19 protein-coding genes are annotated in these 18,717 nt (G+C 64.5%); 14 read left to right on the top strand and 5 right to left on the bottom strand.

Annotated elements, in window-relative coordinates; genetic code table 11:
* Nucleotides 1-418 precede the first annotated feature (418 nt).
* From HSEST_RS07415 to HSEST_RS07430, 4 genes are read left to right on the top strand one after another with little or no spacing between them, the layout of a single operon-like run.
* Nucleotides 419-1,330, top strand: coding sequence for an ABC transporter ATP-binding protein (locus tag HSEST_RS07415; RefSeq protein WP_229120276.1), 912 nt, complete (start codon nt 419-421; stop codon nt 1,328-1,330).
* Nucleotides 1,327-2,178 (top strand): ABC transporter permease subunit, encoded by an 852-nt coding sequence (locus HSEST_RS07420; RefSeq protein ID WP_229120277.1) that lies wholly within the window; start codon nt 1,327-1,329, stop codon nt 2,176-2,178. The genes HSEST_RS07415 and HSEST_RS07420 overlap by 4 nt, the downstream gene beginning before the upstream one ends.
* Before the next feature lie 37 nt (nt 2,179-2,215).
* Nucleotides 2,216-3,121 carry an ABC transporter ATP-binding protein gene (locus tag HSEST_RS07425; RefSeq protein WP_229120278.1) on the top strand — a complete coding sequence of 302 codons (906 nt, stop codon included), beginning with the start codon at nt 2,216-2,218 and terminating at the stop codon, nt 3,119-3,121.
* Complete coding sequence (locus HSEST_RS07430) at nt 3,121-3,960, top strand: ABC transporter permease subunit (protein ID WP_229120279.1); 840 nt, start codon at nt 3,121-3,123, stop codon at nt 3,958-3,960. The genes HSEST_RS07425 and HSEST_RS07430 overlap by 1 nt, the downstream gene beginning before the upstream one ends.
* On the opposite strand, the gene ligA is transcribed toward HSEST_RS07430, so the two are convergent.
* From ligA to HSEST_RS07450, 4 genes are all read right to left on the bottom strand, one after another.
* The gene (gene ligA, locus HSEST_RS07435; RefSeq protein ID WP_229120280.1) at nt 3,955-6,042 is read right to left on the bottom strand and encodes an NAD-dependent DNA ligase LigA; all 2,088 of its coding nucleotides are present in this window, start codon (nt 6,040-6,042) and stop codon (nt 3,955-3,957) included. The genes HSEST_RS07430 and ligA overlap by 6 nt on opposite strands.
* A 47-nt stretch (nt 6,043-6,089) precedes the next feature.
* Nucleotides 6,090-6,464 carry a type II toxin-antitoxin system VapC family toxin gene (locus tag HSEST_RS07440; protein WP_229120281.1) on the bottom strand — a complete coding sequence of 125 codons (375 nt, stop codon included), beginning with the start codon at nt 6,462-6,464 and terminating at the stop codon, nt 6,090-6,092.
* A complete protein-coding gene (locus tag HSEST_RS07445) occupies nt 6,461-6,700 on the bottom strand; it encodes an antitoxin VapB family protein (RefSeq protein ID WP_229120282.1) in 240 nt (79 codons plus the stop codon). Before HSEST_RS07445 ends, HSEST_RS07440 begins: the two co-directional genes overlap by 4 nt.
* 63 nt (nt 6,701-6,763) lie before the next feature.
* Entirely contained in the window at nt 6,764-7,873 is a 1,110-nt protein-coding gene (locus tag HSEST_RS07450; RefSeq protein WP_229120283.1) for a pyridoxal-phosphate-dependent aminotransferase family protein, read from the bottom strand.
* Nucleotides 7,874-8,027: 154 nt separating this feature from the next.
* Between HSEST_RS07450 and HSEST_RS07455 the strand changes: the two genes are divergently transcribed.
* From HSEST_RS07455 to HSEST_RS07480, 6 genes are all read left to right on the top strand, one after another.
* Entirely contained in the window at nt 8,028-9,263 is a 1,236-nt protein-coding gene (locus tag HSEST_RS07455) for a potassium channel family protein (protein ID WP_229120284.1), read from the top strand.
* Entirely contained in the window at nt 9,260-10,417 is a 1,158-nt protein-coding gene (locus tag HSEST_RS07460; protein WP_229120285.1) for a hypothetical protein, read from the top strand. Before HSEST_RS07455 ends, HSEST_RS07460 begins: the two co-directional genes overlap by 4 nt.
* A gap of 69 nt (nt 10,418-10,486) precedes the next feature.
* Complete coding sequence (locus HSEST_RS07465; protein WP_229120286.1) at nt 10,487-10,762, top strand: ubiquitin-like small modifier protein 1; 276 nt, start codon at nt 10,487-10,489, stop codon at nt 10,760-10,762.
* Nucleotides 10,763-10,768: 6 nt separating this feature from the next.
* On the top strand, nt 10,769-11,635 hold the full coding sequence (locus HSEST_RS07470) for an ATP-grasp domain-containing protein (protein ID WP_229120287.1): 867 nt from the start codon (nt 10,769-10,771) through the stop codon (nt 11,633-11,635).
* A gap of 72 nt (nt 11,636-11,707) precedes the next feature.
* Entirely contained in the window at nt 11,708-12,700 is a 993-nt protein-coding gene (locus HSEST_RS07475; protein ID WP_229120288.1) for an aldo/keto reductase, read from the top strand.
* 230 nt (nt 12,701-12,930) lie between these two features.
* Nucleotides 12,931-13,701, top strand: coding sequence for an SDR family oxidoreductase (locus tag HSEST_RS07480; RefSeq protein ID WP_229120289.1), 771 nt, complete (start codon nt 12,931-12,933; stop codon nt 13,699-13,701).
* Nucleotides 13,702-13,760: 59 nt separating this feature from the next.
* On the opposite strand, the gene pyk is transcribed toward HSEST_RS07480, so the two are convergent.
* Entirely contained in the window at nt 13,761-15,524 is a 1,764-nt protein-coding gene (pyk, locus tag HSEST_RS07485) for a pyruvate kinase (protein WP_229120290.1), read from the bottom strand.
* Between the two features lie 263 nt (nt 15,525-15,787).
* Between pyk and HSEST_RS07490 the strand changes: the two genes are divergently transcribed.
* From HSEST_RS07490 to phaC, 4 genes are read left to right on the top strand one after another with little or no spacing between them, the layout of a single operon-like run.
* Nucleotides 15,788-16,078, top strand: a complete 291-nt coding sequence (locus HSEST_RS07490) for an AbrB/MazE/SpoVT family DNA-binding domain-containing protein (RefSeq protein ID WP_229120291.1) — start codon at nt 15,788-15,790, stop codon at nt 16,076-16,078.
* Between the two features lie 2 nt (nt 16,079-16,080).
* Nucleotides 16,081-16,644 carry a hypothetical protein gene (locus HSEST_RS07495; protein ID WP_229120292.1) on the top strand — a complete coding sequence of 188 codons (564 nt, stop codon included), beginning with the start codon at nt 16,081-16,083 and terminating at the stop codon, nt 16,642-16,644.
* Nucleotides 16,645-16,686: 42 nt separating this feature from the next.
* On the top strand, nt 16,687-17,241 hold the full coding sequence (locus HSEST_RS07500; protein ID WP_229120293.1) for a poly(R)-hydroxyalkanoic acid synthase subunit PhaE: 555 nt from the start codon (nt 16,687-16,689) through the stop codon (nt 17,239-17,241).
* A gap of 17 nt (nt 17,242-17,258) precedes the next feature.
* Complete coding sequence (gene phaC, locus HSEST_RS07505) at nt 17,259-18,605, top strand: class III poly(R)-hydroxyalkanoic acid synthase subunit PhaC (RefSeq protein WP_418886508.1); 1,347 nt, start codon at nt 17,259-17,261, stop codon at nt 18,603-18,605.
* The last annotated feature ends 112 nt before the right edge of the window (nt 18,606-18,717 follow it).

Raw genomic sequence — 18,717 nt, forward strand, 5'->3', positions numbered from 1 at the left:
TAATTCCCTCCGACCTTCCCAATCAAGGGTCGGCTCCGGATTAACACCCGAACACCACGAAGGGTGTCCGTGGAGGTCGGTCGCTCCACCACGACCCGACAACTCCCGTCTCACCACGCCAAAGACGCGGGTTTTGAGAGGAGTCGCATTTCCAAACCTCGACACGGCCAGCGAAGGAATTGAGGTTGTCAACTCCATACTTTGAGGGTTGTTTTCTGACCGTTACAACCAAGTATGGTTGCTACTGTAATAATCATTTGGGTAACGGGGTGACGCGCTTCACCCACGGGCACGGTGGCCCCTGGTACTCGCGCTGTTCTTTTTATAGATAGTGATGGAATCAATCGCGATCGGTCGGCGTCAATTCGATCCGATATCCTATCTTTTTTATATTTCCCCCGAGGCGAATCACCTGTCTATGGCAGCGATTGAATTAAACGGACTCACGAAGCAGTACGGTGGGTCCGTGATGGCCCTCCGTGGTGTCGATTTGCGGGTGAACAAGGGGGAAGTGTTCGGCTTTCTCGGCCCGAACGGTGCAGGCAAATCAACGACGATCAACATCCTGCTGGATTTCGTCCGCCCGACGTCGGGCACGGCCAGCGTGTTGGGGTTCGATGCCCAGGCGGATTCCCAGGAGGTACGTCGCCGAACTGGGGTCCTGCCGGAAGGATACAAGGTCTACGACCGGCTGACGGCTCGCCATCACGTCGAGTTCGTCGCCGAGTCCAAAGCGGTCGACGACGACCCGGTTGCGGTCCTCGAACGCGTCGGACTGGGAGACGCCGTCGACCGGAAGGCGGGCGATTTCTCGAAGGGGATGAAACAGCGCCTGACGCTCGGGATGGCACTGGTCGGCGATCCCGACCTGTTGATACTCGACGAGCCCTCGACCGGGCTCGACCCTTCAGGCGTCCAGGACGTTCGACAGATCGTCAACGAGGAGTCCGACCGCGGGACGACGGTGTTTTTCTCCAGTCACATCCTCAGCCAGGTCGAGGCCGTCTGTGACCGCGTCGGGATCCTCCGCGAGGGCGAACTCGTCGCCGTCGACACGGTCGATGGCCTGCGCGATGCGGCGGGCACGCAGGCGACGCTTCGGGTGACAGCTGACGGCGTCACCGACGAAGCGGTCGGTGCGGTACAGTCGCTATCGGGTGTCTCGAACGTCTCGTTCAGCGACGGCCTGTTGACCGCCTCGGTCGAGGACGGCGCGAAGATGAACGTCGTGACGACACTGGAAGACAACGGTGCGAGCGTCTCGGACTTCGAAACGGAGGAAGCCTCGCTCGAGGAGCTGTTCATGGCGTACACGGGAGGTGAACGATGAGCTGGATCGCGGTCGCGCGCAAGGACTTCCGTGATGCGATCCGATCGCGGATGTTCTGGGCGCTGGCTATCGTCTTCGGTCTCCTCTCGATCGGTATCGGCGGGGCGTACGGCTACTTCACTGACGAACTCGCCGCGAGCGTTCCCGCCTCCGAAGCAGGTATCGGGCTGGTGTTTTTCGTCCAGAGTCCGATCACCATCTTCATCATGTTCATCAGCGCGATCATCTGTCACAAATCGATCGTCGGCGAGTGGGAGCAAGGTAGCCTGAAATTACTGCTATCGCTCCCGCACACGCGCAGTGATGTCATCCTCGGCAAAATCGTCGGACGAGCAGGCGTCATTGCGGTGCCGGCAATCGGGTCGCTGGTTCTCGGACTCGGCCTCGGTGCGGCGTTGCTCGGCGGCTCAGTCCTGACGTCGGTCGATTTCCTCGCTGTCGCGGCCGGATTCCTCGTCGCGATTCTCGTCTACATCGCGTTGTACGTGAGCATATTCGTCGGCGTCTCGGCGATTACGCGATCGTCCTCGCTTGCGGTCGCGGGGTCCGTCGCGTTGATCGTGCTCCAGTTCTTCTGGAGTGTCATCATCGCCCTGGTGACCCTCCTGCTGGATCTTTCCGGAGACCCGGACTGGTTGTACATTCCACAGACGATAATGCCGAACGCTGCGTTCAACGAGCTGCTAAACGCGTCGCTGTCCGCGATGACCGAATGGCCCCTATCGGCTAACGCCGGCGACATTGACGCGGTCTACGCGAGCCCGTGGACCGCAGCAGTGATACTCCTGCTGTGGATCGTCGTCCCGGTCGCGATTGGCTACTGGCGGTTCAAAAACGCGGATCTGTAAGGGTACTTACTTTACCCACCCCGCTGAACGCGGTTGTATGGCCGCGATCGAAATCAGTGACCTATCCAAGCAGTTCGGTAGCGTCACAGCCCTCCAGAACCTCGATCTCACGGTCGAGGAAGGCGAAGTGTTCGGCTTTCTCGGCCCGAACGGTGCAGGGAAGTCCACGACGATCGACATCCTGCTCAACCACGTCCGTCCCACCGCCGGATCGGCACGCGTGTTCGGGATGGACGTACAGGACGAGTCCATCCCCGTCCGCGAGCGGACGGGCGTGCTCCCGGAAGGCTACGGGCCGCTCGGCCGGATGACCGGGCACAAACACGTCGAGTTCGCACTACAGGCGAAACGCGCCGACGGTGATCCCCAGGCTATTCTCGACCGCGTCGGGATCGCCGGGGCAGCGGACCGACGGGTCGAAGACTACTCGAAGGGGATGAAACAGCGACTGATGCTCGGGATGGCGCTGGCCGGCGATCCCGACCTGCTTGTGCTGGACGAGCCGACGACCGGCCTCGATCCCAACGGCGCACGGCGGATGCGCCAGATCGTGCAGGCCGAGGCCGAGCGGGACACGACGGTGTTTTTCTCCAGCCACATCCTCGAACAGGTCGAAGCCGTCTGCGACCGGGTCGGGATCCTCAACCAGGGGCATCTGGTCGCCGTCGACACGATCGACGGGCTCCGCGAGACCGCCGGCGCGACCGGACAGATCCGGGTAGCTATGGCGTCGATTCCCGACGGATTGATCGAGACGGTCCAGAAGCGGGACGGCGTCACAAGCGTCGCTGTCGAGGGGACGACGCTCGTTGTCGGCTGTGAGAACGCCGCCAAGGGCGCGGTCGTCAGCGACTGTTACGGGGCCGGGATCGTCGAAGATGTCGAGACGAGCGAGGCCTCCCTTGAAGACCTGTTCGTCTCCTACACGGGAGGTGAGAACTGATGAACCGTCTCCTCCAGATCGCGCGGAAGGACTTCACGGACGCGATCCGGGACCGACAGCTGTACGCTCTCGGGGCGCTGTTCCTGCTGGTCGGGCTCGGGATCGGATATCTCGCCGGTTCGAACCCCGATACCGCGCGTGGCGTGGACGTGCCGCGGATCGGACTGGGGGCGATGGCGTTTCTCGGATCGGTCGCGGCGATCTCAATGTCGTACAACCAGATCGTCGGCAAGCGCGCCTCGGGCGAGCTCCGGGTGTTGCTCAGTCTCCCGTTCTCGCGGACGGAGGTCGTCTACGGAACCTTCCTCGGGCGGCTGGCGCTGGTGGTCGCGATGACGACCACTTCGATCGCCATCGCAGGCGTGCTGGCGGCCGCGCTCGGCGCTCCCGTCTCCGCCAGCGCGCTGCTCGCTGCGGTCGTCTTCGCTGCCGGACTAATGGCCGTGTTCGTTAGTCTCTCGATCGGGCTCTCGGCGGGATCAGTCAACACGACTCGCGCGGCCGCCGGCGCGTTCGGCCTGTTCATCGTCTTCCTGTTCCGGCTGTGGGAAGGTGTGCCGGTCGCCGTCCGGTACGTGCTCAACGGCTTCTCGTTCCCGTCGGGACCGTCCCCGACCTGGGCGATGGTCTGGCGGCAGATCCAGCCGATTGCCGCCGTCCGGAACGTGATCGCCGGCGTCGAACCCGACCTGACCGTCGCGCTCGTGGCGTACGCTCCCGGTCTCCCTGATGGCGAGCCCTACTACGCCGAACCGTGGTTCGGAGCAATAATCGTGCTCGCGTGGATCGTTCTGCCGGTGACGCTGGGCTATCTGAAACTCCGGACAGCCGACTTATAGTACGCCGCGCTCTTCGAGCAGTTCCTCGAACGCTTCCTCGTTGAGGACCGGCACCCCTTCGGCATCGGCGTCCTCGCGCTTTCGCTGTCCGGGGCTGTCGCCGACGACGAGATAGTCGGTGTTGCCCGAAACGCTTCCCGTGGCGTTTCCGCCGCGGGTCTCGACGAGGTCCTGGGCTTCGCTGCGTGTGTACGTTTCGAGAGAACCTGTGAACACGAACGTCAGCCCGTCGAGTTCGTCGCCACCGACGGTGTCGGCTTCCTGCGGGGAGACGTGTTCGAGCAGCCGATCCAGCGTCTCCTGGGTTCGATCGCGCCCGAAGAACGTGACGATGCTGTCGGCGACCTCGGGGCCGACGTCTTCGACTGCTTGCAGGCGCTCCGTATCGCCAGCCTCGGCGACCTCGCGGAACGCCTCGAACGTGCCGAACTTGCGGGCCAGCGCCGCAGCCGTCGTCGATCCGACGTCGGGAATCGACAGCCCCGCGAGGAAATCCGCGAGCGGCGGTTCGCGGCTGGCCTCCAGTTCCGCGAGGAGGTTCTCCGCGCTCGTTTCCCCCCAGCCGTCGAGGTCCGCGAGCGACTCGGCGTTCAGTTCGTAGAGGTCCGGAAGCGACTCGACGAGGCCGGTTTCGAGCAACTGTTCGACACCGGACTCACCCAGTCCCTCGATGTCCAGCCCGTCGCGGGAGGCGTAGTGGACGATGGCTCGTTCGAGCTGTGCATCGCAGGTGAACCCGCCCGGACAGAACGCCATCGGCCCGTCGCGCTCGACGGGTGCCCCACAGACCGGACACCGATCGGGGAATTCGAAGGTCCCCTCGGCCCGCTTGTCGGTCACTTCGACGACCTGCGGGATGACGTCGCCAGCCCGCTGGACCCGGACCTCGTCGCTGACGTCGACGCCGAGACGGTCGATCTCCGCGGGGTTGTGCAGCGTCGCCCGCGAGACAGTGACGCCGCCGACCTCGACGGGATCGAGCAGCGCGACGGGAGTCAACCGTCCGGTGCGGCCGACCTGGACGACGATATCGCGGACCCGGGTTGTCTCCTTGCGGGCCGGGAACTTGTAGGCGAAGGCCCACCGCGGCGATCGCGAGGTCGACCCCAGCAGCTCGCAGGCCGCGCGGTCGTCGACCTTGATGACGGTGCCGTCGATCTCGTAGTCGAGGTCGTCCCGGACCTCGAGCATCCGATCGCGGTACTCGATCGCCGCCCCGATGTCCTCGACACGTTCGACCCGATCAGAGACGCGAAGGCCCCACTCGGGGAATCGCTCGTACAGCTCCGACTGGGAGTCGAACTGGGTGCTCGCGTCCAGCACGCCGAAAAAGAAGATCGACAGCGGGCGCTCGGCGGTGACCGAGGGATCGAGCTGTCTGAGCGTCCCCGCGGCGGCGTTTCTCGGGTTGGCGAACGGCTCGTCGCCGCGTTCGACGCGCTCGCGGTTGTACTCGTTGAACGCCGCCCGCGGCATGTAGACCTCGCCTCGCACGGCCAGGTAGTCGGGGTAGCCCCCGCGGAGGCGTTCGGGAACGGCCCCGATCGTCCGGACGTTCTCGGTGACGTCGTCGCCTTCCTCGCCGTCGCCGCGGGTCGCGGCCCGCTGGTAGATGCCGTCCTCGTAGACGACCTCGATCGAGAGCCCGTCGAACTTGGGCTCGCAGTGATACTCGACGGAGCCGTCGTAGCCCGCGTCGACCAGTTCTCGGCGGACGCGTTCGTCGAAGGCCCGCACGTCCTCAGCGTCGCCACTCTGTTCGATCGAGCGCATCGGCGCGACGTGCTCGACAGTCGCCAGTTCGTCGAGGGGTTCGCCGCCGACGCGCTGTGTCGGACTGTCCTCGCGATCGAGGTCGAAGGCGTCTTCGAGATCGTGCAGGCGAGCGAAGAGCGCGTCGTAGGTCCGATCGCCGACGACGGGGTCGTTTGCGGCGTAGTAGCGATAGTCGTGATAGCGGATGGCCTCGCGTAGTTGTTCGGCCTGCTCGCGGGCGCGTTCGGGATCGAGGTCTTCGACTGGCTCGAAGTCAGTCGGTGGATCCTCGACGTAGGGGTTGTCCGGCGGCTCGGCGTCTGGCATGCCCGAGTACGCGGTCGCCGAGAGAAAGAAGGCTACGATACGTGCAATCAGTAGGGACTCACGCGCACCGGCGTCCGTGCGAACTCGCCCGCGTTTCGCGTGACGATCGGTTCGCCGCGGGCGAGTGCGATCCCGGCAATCATCGCATCGACGGCACCGATGCGTTCGCCTCGCGACTGCAGGTCTCGCTGCACGTCGACGGCGTGGCGTGTGGCCTCCCCGTCGTAGGGGGCGAGCGGAATCCCGTCCATGATCTCTTCGAATCGTTCGCCGGCCGCCGTCTCCGGGTCGATGCCGACGGCTACTTCAGTATAGACGAGCGTCGGGACGACCAGAAGGCCGTCGCTGATCTCATCGAGCTTGGCGACGGCGGCGTCGTCGCCCTCAAGCAGATCAATCAAAAAACAGGCGTCGAGAATCACTGTTCGGCCCGACCTTCGGAGTCCATCCGTGAGTCCACGTCTTCACGAAACGCTCGCGAGCGCTCCCGCAGTCGGTCGGCCTCGTCTTCCGCAAGCAACCCGACGAGCCCGTACAGCGGATGCTCGTCGTCCCCGAGGAGCCGATCGATGACGTCGCTGAAACTCTCGCCCTCGCCTTTGGCCCTCCGCAATCGCTCGTAGGTTTCTTCCTTGAGGCTGATCGTCTTGCTGGACATCTGTGTATCTGTGTATTCGTACTCTGCGCATATAAAATTCGGCTAGAAACTCCGTCTATCGGCCTACAGTCCGGCAACGTCCTCGATGGCGTCGGTCAGTTCCTTGACGCTCTCGACGGTGTGTTCGCCCATATGGCCGATGCGGAACGTCTCCTCGCCGATCGACCCGTAGCCGTTCGAGAAGACCAGGTCGTACCCCTCGGAGACGTCCTCGATGGTCGCGGCGACGTCGATGCCCTGGGTGTTCTGGACGGCCGTGACCGTCTGGGAGCGATAGCCCTCCTCGGCGTAGAGGCCGAAGTGCTCGCGGGCCCACTCGCGGGTGTACTCGGCCATCTCCCGGTGGCGCTGGTCACGGGCCTTGTGGCCTTCATCGAGCATGTGTTTCATCTGCTTGCGGTAGGCCAGCATAAGCGGGATGGCGGGCGTCGAGTGGGTCTGGCCCTTCCGGTCGTAGTAGTCCAGACACCGCTGGAAGCCGCCGTACCACGACGCTGAATCCTTCGCGAGCTCGCGCTCGTAGGCGTCCTCGCTGACGGTCGTGATCGCGAGTCCCGGCGGCATGGCGAAGGCCTTCTGAGAGGAGGTGAACAGCGCGTCGATGTTGTGCTCCTCGGGAACGACGTAATCGCCGCCCAGACAGGAGATCGCGTCGACGACGAAGTACGTGTCGGGATACTCGCCCAGCAGGTCACCGACTTCCTCGACAGGGTTGCGCACGCCGGTCGAGGTCTCGTTCATCACCATGCCGACGGCGTCGTAGCCCTCGTCGCTCGCTTCGAGGGCTTCACGGACGTCCTCGGGTTTGACTGCCTTGCCCCAGTCGTACTCGATACGATCGACGGCCTTGCCCAGGCGCTCGGCGACGTTGGCCTGGCGCTCGCTGAACGACCCTGACGTCGGGACGAGCATGCGGTCCTCGACGAGATTCAGCGTGGTCGCCTCCCAGAACTCCGTGCCCGAGGCCGTGAGCACGATCACGTTCTGGTCGGTATCGAGGAACTCCCTGGTGTCCTCGACGATCGTCGTGTAGAGGTCGGTCATCCGATCCATGCGGTGGCCGAACATCGGCTCGGCCATCGCCTCGATGACGTCCTCGCGCACTTCGGTCGGGCCGGGTAGATACAGCGTCTTCTCGGGGTAATCGTCGGTATATTCTCGTTTTTCAGTCACCGGAAACCACCTTGTCGGTATCCGCACGGTCGCAGTGAACTGGCATGGTAGTTTTGATCCCGCTCCGAAAGTGGCCTGCCCGTTCGAAGGCAGCGGGGCTACTCGCGCCGACGACGCCGATAGCACTAACTGGCGGGCGCGTCCCTACGCAGATATGGAACCACTCCCCGTCGCGATCGTCTATGGGCTCTATCTGGGGGTGTTGACCGGGATCATCCCGGCGCTGGTCTCGGGCGTGCTCGGCTTCCTGTTCAAGTACGTGACCGGCGTGACGCTCCCGGGGTTCGGTGTCGTCGTGCTGGCAGTCGCGCTTGCGGGAATCAACGGCGGCCTGCTCGCGCTGGCGGATCCGACGATTCTCGCCTCCACGAACGCGCCGACGGTCACGACCGGATTGCTGGTCGTGATGATGATGTCGCTATACGCTCACGCCAAGGGCGACCAGCTCGGGGCGTCGGTCCCCCGTCGGCTCTCGCTGCGCGCGCTCGGCGAGCGCACCCTCTCTGCGGATCTCGTCGAGATGGTGGGTGGGCGAAACGAGATCCGGATCCGCGTGACCGGCGACGTCGCTGACATCGAGGGGTACCCCCCGCTACCTGAACACCTCCGGGCTGCGATCCGGGACAGCGACTGGCGACTGCCTGCGGACCTGCAGGTCTCGGAGCTGGAGGCGCGGCTGGCCGAACGCCTCCGGACGGAGTTCGAACTGGGTGACGTGTCGGCCTCGATCGACGAATCGGGGTCGGCAAGCGTCGCCGCCGCACCGCCGCTCTCGGGGCTGTCACGGCGACTTGAGGGAAATCGGAAAGCGGTCTCGGTGAACGCGCTCGTGCCGACGGGGCTGGCTCGCGGCGATCTGGTGGTGGCGGTGACGCCGGACGGGCGTGTTCGTGGCGAGGTCGTCAGCGCCAGGTCGACGCGACCTGATGCCGACGAGACGGCTGCGGCGATCCCGGCGGAACAGACACCGACCGGTGCCGAGACACCGGCCGAGCTGGCACCGGCGCGCGCGCCGACGACGGGCGGCGGGGACGGACAGGTCACGCTCGCGGTCGCGGGGTCCGACGTGGAGACGCTCCTCCGCGCCGACGGCGCGACGGTGATCGTCGAATCCCGTGGCGTCCGCCGGGAGTACGAGGTGCTCTCGCTGCTTCGTCGGGCCGGAAAGCGGTTCCGACGGCTGACAGTCCGCTCCGAGAGCGAGCTTGACGGCGTTACACTCGACGAAGCGGACGTTCGGGATCGTTACGGGGTCGCCGTGCTGGCCGCCCGAACGGGTGACGGCTGGCAGTTCGCCCCGAAGGGGACCCGTCGACTCGCAGCGGGCGACGAGCTGTTCGCCGTGGGATCGAGGGACGCACTCGATCGATTCGGGGAGGTGGTTGCGTGAACGCACTGCAACTCGCGCTCGCCGACGTGGCCGGGCCGCTCAGCCGGATCGCGGGACTCGCGATCGCCGCCGGGCTTGCTGCCATGATATCCACGTTGGGGTATCGCTGGTACGTGACACAGCGCGCGCCGACGGGAGCGATCGTCCTGGTCGGACTCGGCGTCGTCGCGGCGTATCTCAACACGCAGACGGCGCTCGGACAGGTGATCGACGGTGCGGCGACGATCAGCCTCGCGGCTGCGGCGTTCAACATCGGTGCTGTCATCGTGAGTTCGGTCGCAAGCGTCATCGGCCACCGGGCGGGCGACCGAACCGGCGTGGCCCTGCTCTCGCGAAGCGGGATGGAGACGCTCGACGACCTGACGCGGGTCGTCAGAGCGGGCGGGCGAGTCATCACCGTCGAGTTACCTGACGAAATCGACGACATCGTCGGCTACGAGCCGGTCGATTCGGAGACGAAAGAGGCGCTCGCCGGACAGTCGCTGCTCTTCCCGCGGGGGCTGACAGTCGCACAGCTTCGAGAGCGACTTATCACACGCCTCAAGACCGACTACGGCGTCGGCCACGTCGACCTCGAACTCGACAACGGGACGGTCACACACCTCGCAGTCGGTCGCCGGATCGCGGGCCTCGGCCCGACGCTCCCTCCCGAGAGCGTCGCGATGGCGATCCGGGCGGACCCCTCGTATGCGGCTGGACCCGGCGACCTCGTTCAGATCTGGTCCGAAGACGGGACCCGACGGCGTTGCAACGGTGAAATTAGAGCGGCGTCGGGCGAAGTCGTTACTGTCGCGGTCGACGCCGCCGACACGGCGAAACTCGATCCCGACGAGCGCTACCGGCTGGTCACACTCGCGACAGACGCCCGTCCGGACCGGGAGTTTGTCTCGCTGCTGCGAGCGGCCGAAGAGACAATGGGCATCGTCGAAATCGGCCCCGAGGGCGCGCTGGCTGGAACCCCGGTCGGTGCGCTCGACGTGACAGTCGTCGCAGTGATTTCGGCCGAATCCGAGGGCGGTATCGAGACGCTCCCGTCGCGCGATCGCGTACTCGGCGGCGGCGAATCCATCTACGTCATCGCGGCACCCGACGAGCTCCGGGCCGTTGAGGCCGCGGCAGCTGCCCGTTCGGTGCCGGACATCGGATCGTCGTGACGCGTCTGGCGATTTCGATTCGTCTCGCCGACCGTCAGTATCATTGCGGCGGCTCCCCCCTAGCCGGGTATGGAGTGGAAGCTGTTCGCCAACCTGGCCGAGACGGCCGGCAGGAAGGATATCGCCCTGGATCTCGATGGCGATGCGACCGTCGAAGACGCGCTGGAGGCGCTGTTCGAGCGCCATCCCGACCTCAAATCGGACGTGTACGAAGACGGCGAACTGGCCGAGCACGTCCGATTGCTCGTCGACGGCGCCGATCCCTTCGAGACGGCCGACGGCTACGGGACGACTCTCGACGCTGACGCCGAGCTCGCGCTGTTCCCGCCGGTCAGCGGCGGGTGAATCGGCATGTCGCTCCGGCTTGCCGTCACCACGCAGGCAGAGACCTACGAGCGGATGATCGATCCGCTCGTCGAGCGCGGGATCGAGGCCGTCTCTCTCCAGTCGAGTCAGCGGACCTTCGAGCTATCGAACCCCGATCTCCCCGCGGTCGACGTGGGGTTCGTCTACCCGTCGCGGATCATGGAGGGCGGCGTCGTCGACGCCGGGCTCTCGGTTCCCTGGATCAACGGCCGCGAGGCGATCCTCCGATCCCGGAACAAGGCCGACGCGCTCGCACGCCTCTCACGAGCCGGTGTTCCGGTCCCCGAGACGACGATAATCTCCAACCCCGTTGACGAGGAGACTGTCGCGGCCGCCGCCGAGGCGTTCGATCCGCCGGTCGTCGTCAAACCCAACTCCACGACCCGCGGGACCGGCGTCGCGAAGGTGGCGGATCTCGATTCGCTGCTCGGCGTGACGGACTACCTCGATCTGGTCCAGGACTACCGGGCGACCGGCGACCGCTCGTATCTCCTCCAGGAGTATCTGCCCGACGCCAGGGATTACCGCGTGATGGTCCTCGACGGCGAGTACGTCGGCGCGGTCGAACGCAGCCTGCCCGCTGACGCTCGCGAGCGCGGCCAGTGGAAGCACAACGTCCACCGCGGCGCCGAAGCGAAGGGTGTCGATCTCGATTCCGAACTCCGCGATCTGGCCGAGCGCGCAGCTGACGTGCTGGATATCGACTACCTGGGCGTCGACCTGCTGGTGACCGAGGATCGGGCAGTGGTCAACGAAACCAATGCTCGACCGACGATCGACAGCGCAACGAAGTACGAGGACGGGTTCTGGGACGATCTGGCCGCGTTGGTTCGGGATACTGCGGCGCAGTAGGGCCGGGTGACACATTCCGACAAATCGGCTTCCGCCCCTATCTTTTTCTCCGGGCTGGACCACCTAGTACTCATGCGCAAGCGCACACTCGGATCGACGGGTATGGACCTGACGGAGACCGGACTCGGGACGTGGAACGTCGGCCCGGTCTGGGGAGACGTTGCCGACGAGGACGTCAAAGAGTCGATCCACACGGCTCTCGACGCCGGGTCGAACTTCGTCGACACGGCCGAAGTCTACGGGGACGGACGCGCCGAGCGGCTCATCGGTGCGGTTCTCGAAGAGCGCGACGATGCCGAGGAGATCCGCGTCGCGACAAAGGCTGCCCCCGACGAGGACGGGCGCCACTCCGAGGCCGGACTCCGCGAATCCGTCGAGGGCTCGCAGGCCCGACTCGGCGTGGAGACGCTGGATCTGGTCCAGTTGCACTGTCCGGAGACGGCGGCGTTCTACGAGCCCGAGACCTTCGAGGTGCTCGAGGACCTCAAATCGGAGGGTGAGATCAGCCACGCGGGCGTCAGCGTCGAGAAAGTCGAAGAAGCGGGCAAGGCCATAGAGTACGACGTCGTCGAGTCGGTCCAGATCATCTTCAACCCGCTGCGCCAACGGCCGGCCGAACGGTTCTTCGAGCGCGCCGCCAACGAGGACGTCGGTATCATCGTCCGCGTCCCGCTGGCATCGGGACTGCTCGCGGACGCGATTCACGATATCGAGAGTCTCGACGAGGACGACCACCGTCGGGTCGCCGCCGAGGAGGGGGTCGAAGCGGGCGTCGGCCGCAAGGGCGGAGAGACGTTCGCGGGCGTACCCTTCGAGTCCGGATTAACGGCTGTCGAAGACATACGCCGACTCGTCCCCGCGGAAGCATCGATGGCGCAGTTCACGCTTCGCTGGGTTCTCGATCACGAGGCGGTGACGACTGTTATCCCAGGCTCTACCGCTCCTGCACACGTCCGAGAAAATATCGCTGCTGCCGATCTAGCCCCACTCTCACACGAGACCCACGGCGCCGTCCGAGACATTTACGAAGAATACGTCTACGATTACGTTCATCATCGGTGGTGACGCGGGCAGTTGCCGTGACCCTGCGGTGAACCGCATCGGGGTCAAGTGGTTCGAGAGACTTCGTCTCTCGTCATCACGGAAATCGAAGATTTCCGGACGACCCCGAGGCACTCGGCCTGCTCCGCCTGTAGAAACCTCGCACTTCGTTTTGATATTGCTCCCTCTGTTATTTTCTAGTGTGAGTGAAACAACCAAATACACATATACCATCGGCTTCAGTTGTAGTATGTATGGCTGACTTTGATTTCAGTGACCGCGTCGCTGCCGTCACGGGTGGCGCTTCGGGCATCGGGCGGGAAGTAGCGACCCAGTTCGCCGAGAGCGGAGCGTCCGTTGTCGTCGCGGACGTCGACGACGAGGGTGGACAAGACACAGTCGAGCAAATCGAGAGTAACGGTGGGGAAGCCGTATACGTCTCGACAGACGTCACGAGTATAGACGACGTCGAGGCGATGGTCGAGGCCGCCGTCGAGGAGTTCGGCCGCCTCGACTACGCGGTCAACAACGCCGGCGTCCCCGGCGGGGATCAGCAAGCCGGCGACGTCCCCGAAGACAGCTGGACGCAGACGATCGACATCAACTTAAACGGTGTCTGGCGCTCGCTGAAAGCCGAGGTTGGTCAGATGACCGACCAGGACGACGGCGGTGTCATCATCAATATGGCGTCGATTCTCGGAAAGGTCGGCTTCGAGAATTCCTCGGCGTACGTCTCCGCCAAACACGGTGTGATTGGACTGACCAAGACCGCCGCCTGGGAGTACGCGGATCAGGACATCCGTGTCAATGCTGTCGGTCCAGGCTTCATCGAGACCCAGATGCTCGACGATGCCGGTATCAGTACCGACGAGAACGTCCGGGAGTGGATCGAAGGAATGCACTCTCAGGACCGACTGGGCAAACCCGAAGAAATCGCCGACGCCGTCCTGTGGCTGTGTTCCGACGGCGCGTCGTTCACTAACGGCGAAGCGCTCATGGTCGACAGCGGCTTCACGGCGCGCTGAGACGACGGCAGCACACGGCTCGGATATCGTTTTTTGCGGGCGTCCGTCACGAAGGCCGACTACTGCGAGGTGGTATCGTCGACAGCGTCACGATACAGTATGGCCCGCTCGGCGTCGAGCGTGACGACGTCCCCGTCTTCGAGTTCGTCGGGGACCTCGGCGTCAGCGATCATCGGGATGTCGCGCTCGCGAGCGAGGACGGCAGCGTGGCTCGTCGAGCCGGGTTTCATACCGCGTTCTCCGCCGACAATCCCGTGGATGTGCTCGGTGTCACCAGTCAGTTCGCCGCTGTACTCCGAGGGGACGACCGCAATCGATCCGTCGGGAACGTCCGAGAGGTCGCCGTCCTCGACGCGGTGGAGTTCACCCGTGACGATGCCGCCGATGACGGCGTCGCCACTGACGGTCGTCTTCGCGGCCACGTGGATCTTGAGCATGTTCGAACTGTCGACCCCTTCGAGTTCGGTCATCATGCCCGACATGACGACGAGCCTGTCACCGTCCGTGACGATCCCGGTGTCGAGCGCTGACTCGGCAGCGTTCTGGATGATAGCGTCCGCGCCTTCAGTGGTGTAGGGGATGGTAGTCGGGTGGATGCCCCACGAGAGGGCGAGCCGCCGCCGGACCCGGTCGTTCGGCGTCGACGCGATGATCGGGACACAGGGCCGGAACTTGGCCATCTTCAGCGCGGAGTGACCCGACTCGCTGGCGGCGACGATCGCGGTGGCGTCGACGTCTTCGGCGAGGAACCGGGCGGCGTGAGCCAGCGCGTCAGCCCGCGTGTCGTCGGCTTCGGGGATGCGCTGTCTGCGGACGTCTTCGTACTCTTCGCTGTTTTCGACTTCTTCGACGATACTGGCCATCGTGTCGACGACGCGTGCGGGGTGGTTGCCGATGGCGGTTTCCCCCGAGAGCATCACCGCGTCCGTGCCGTCCAGGACGGCGTTGGCCACGTCCGAAGCCTCTGCGCGGGTCGGCCGCCGGGACTCGACCATCGAATCGAGCATCTCGGTGGCCGTAATCACGGGCACGCCCGCCTGGTTGCACTTCCGGATGATCCGTTTCTGGTAGAGTGGGACCTCCTCCAGAGGGAGTTCGACGCCCAGGTCGCCGCGAGCGACCATGATGCCGTAGGCCTCTTCGATGATGCTGTCGAGGTTCTGGACGGCGCCGGCGCGCTCGATCTTCGCGACGATCGGAATGTCGGCGCCGAACTCGTTGAGGGTGTCGGCGATCTCGCGGATGTCCGAGCCGTCCCGGACGAACGACGCCGCGACCAGATCGGCCTGTTTTTCGGCTGCGACTTTCAGTTCCTCGCGGTCTTTCTCGGTGACCGTCGGCAGGCCGAGTTCGACGCCGGGGATGTTGACGCCCTTGCGCGCCTGAAGTTCGCCGCCGTTCTGGACGCGCGCGTAGATGTCGCTGCCGTCGACCTCCTCGACGATGGTTTCGATGCGACCGTCGTCCAGCAGGACCCGATCGCCCGCCTCGACGGCCGAGATGTCCAGCGACAACCCGACCGCCTCGGGCGTGGCGTCGTCGCCTTGATAGAATCGAACCCGGGAGTCGGCCTCGAGATGGATCGGCTCGTCGATGTCGGCCGTCCGGACTTCCGGGCCGGGGATGTCGTGCATGACCGCGACCGGATGGTCGACCGATTCGTCGACCGCCCGAATCCGATCGATCGTCTCGCGGCGCTGCTCGGGCGAGCCGTGGCTGGCGTTCAACCGCGCGACGGACATCCCGGCCTCCGCCAGGGCCGTGATCTCCTCGGTCGAATCCGACGCCGGACCGAGTGTACAGACGATTTTCGCGTTACGCATCGCTACAGCCCTCCGCACCTGTCCAAAACCCGTTGGTTGATCCGTTGTACATCGTCCGTAACTCGATCCGCCCGTGATATGAAACCCCTGAGCGCTTCCCACCGCATTGAAAGAGCGGCCAGGGATCGAACGCTCCCGGAGACGCGACGGAAACACCACTCGCCACGACGGCTGGCGTTTCGATCCGCTGTTTCCATTGAATGGTATCAGATGGTATAGAGGGGAACACTTATGTGTATAGCGGGGATACACTACAATGACAGATGACAGACGAGGACGACACTTTCCCGTGGCCGCCGACGATGTTTCAGGAAGCGAGCGAGCAGGCGATTGAGCAGCAGCAGGAGCTCCTTCGCTCGATGATGGGGAGTGGGGCGTCGGGGATGGACATGAACCAGCTCGGTGCGATGAGCCAGCTGGCGACGTTCAAGACTCGCGTGCAGAGCGGCGGCCGGATATCCATTCCGGACGCCGAACGTGAGGCACTCGATATCGAGGAAGGAGACATCGTCCAGGCCGTCGTCCTCCCAGTCAAACGCAACCGAAGTGAGTAATCATGACAGACTACACGACACCCGTCACGACCGCATTCGAGCTACAGCGCGCATCGATCGAACAGGGACAGGCCGCCCTCGAACAGGGCGTACAGTTTCAGCAACAGGTCGGGCAAGCCGTGCTCGACAGCATGGAGAGCCAGCAGTCGGCCCAGCGCCGCGGCGTCGATCTGAGCCAGACCGCGATCCACAGTTACCTCGACGCCCTCGAGGAGAGCGTCCCCGGGGCGGACGCGCCCGTCGACGAGATGCGCACAGCGATCGACGAGCAGTTCGAGTACCTGCTGGAGAACCACGATGAGGCGTTCGATACGCTGGAGGCGGAGACCAGCGACGGCTACGACGCCTACGACGAGCTGACCGAGGAGATGTTCGACGCGCTGGACGACCAGCTATCGATGCTCGTCGAGGCCCACGAGGACCTCGAATCTCAGTCCGTCGACGCTGTCGAGGAGATGGCGTCTCAGGCCGAAACCGTCCAGCAGCAGGTCCAGGACGTGCAGGAACAGGCTGCCGAGACGGTCGAAGACGTGCAGGAACAGGCCGTCGAGGCCGGCGACGCCTGATCGGGCGGCAGTTATTTCTTTCGTGCGCGACCCATACAATACATGAGCAACGACAGCGACACGACTGACGGTATCGACGAGTGGAATCAGATGGTCGACGAGATGAACGAGGCGCTCTCCGAGTCGTTCGAACAGAGCATGGAGGCACAGACGGCGTTCGTGGAGTCCTGGAACGACGTGTTTGCCGAGTCCGAGCCGGACGAGGAGGTCCTCGCCGAGGGGGTCGAAGGCTACAACGAGGCCTACGAGGTCTGGATGGACGCTGCCGAGCAGATGTTCGAGCGGTCGATGGACGCAACCCGGGGCGAGGAGGTCGATGCCACGGAGTTCCGGGACATCTGGCTGCAGTCGGCCAACAAGGCGTTCAAGGAAGTGATGGAGACGAGCGCGTTCGCGGCCGCGAACGGACAGCTCATCGAGTCGATGCTCGAACTCCGCCAGGAGGCCGACGACGTCACCCAGGAGTCACTCGCCGAGTTCGGCCTCGCTACGCGTGAGGACGTCGTCGAAGTCGGCGAGCGGCTCGTCGAACTCGAACGGCGCCAGCAGGACATCGAAGACAAACTCGACCGCGTCCTCGACGCACTCGAGGAGTGAGCGTCATGTTCAACCCAATGCGACCAGTGATCGACGCACAGCGACAGGGGTTCGAAAAGCTGACTGAGTCAGTCGAGACAGCCGCAGTCCTCGAGGACCGGCTCGAAACGATGCAGGAGGTCGAGGTGGGCGGGACGCCCGCCGACGTGGTCTACGAGGAGAACAAGCTCGAACTCCTCCACTACGATCCCGAAGCGGCAGGCATCGACGTGCCAGCCGAAGAGCGCGAGGACGTGCCGATCCTCGTCGTCTACGCGCTCATCAACAGGCCCTACATCCTCGATCTGCAGCCCGATCGGTCGGTCGTCCGCCGGTTGCTTGAGGCCGGCCACGACGTCTACCTGATCGACTGGAACGAGCCCTCGCGTCTCGATCAGCACCTCACGCTCGACGACTACGTCAACCGGTACATCGACAACTGCGTGGACGTCGTCCGCGAGCGCTCCGAGCAGGAGCAGATCAACGTCCTCGGCTACTGCATGGGCGGGACGATGAGTACGATGTACACCGCGCTGCACGCCGAGAAAATCAACGCGCTCGGGCTGATGGCCACCGGACTGTACTTCGAGGAGACCGGCGGCGTCCTCGAGCGCTGGGGCGACGAGGAGTATTACGACCCCTCGACTGTGATCGAGACCTTCGGTAACGTCCCGGCGGAGTTCCTCGACGAGGGGTTCGCGCTGATGGATCCCGTCCAGAACTACGTCACCAAGTACGTCCAGTTCTTCGAGAACCTCGACAACGAGGCGTTCGTGAAGAACTTCAGCCGGATGGAACAGTGGCTCGAGGAGGGGGTCGACGTGGCCGGCGCGACCTACGAGCAGTTCCTCGAGGACATCTATCAGGGTAACAAGCTCTACAACAACGAACTCGAACTCGACGGCGAACACGTCGACATCGAGAACATCGACATGCCCGTCCTCCAGATCCTCGGCGAGTACGATCACCTCGTCCCGCCGTCGGCGAGCAAGCCGTTCAACGACGTCATCCCCAGCGAGGACACCCGCATCATCGAGTACTCGACGGGACACGTCGGGCTCGCCGTCTCTTCGAGCACCCACGAGGACGTCTGGCCCGAAGTCGCCGACTGGTTCATCGAGCGCTCCCGCGAGCAGGAAGCCGACGAGGAAAGCGTGGCTGAGGAAGAGAGTGCAGACGAAACGGCCGACGAGGCGGCTGCAGACGAAACGGCAGCCCCCGACATCGAGACCGTCGACGGCATCGGCTCGACCTATGCCGATCGTCTTCGTGCGGCCGGCATCGAGACCGTCGACGACCTGGCTGGATCGGACCCCGAGGCGATCGCGGAGGCCGCCGACGCGCCGGTCGGACGCGTCGAAGACTGGTTCGAACAGGTCGCCTGATCCGAGCCGTCTTCTACAGGCAGAGTAGGGCGAGTGCCTCGGGGTCATCCGGAAATCAAAGATTTCCGTGATCACGAGAATCGAAGATTCTCGGACGACTTGACCCCGAGGG

Source organism: Halapricum desulfuricans, from assembly GCF_017094465.1.
Classification (GTDB): Archaea; Halobacteriota; Halobacteria; order Halobacteriales; family Haloarculaceae; genus Halapricum.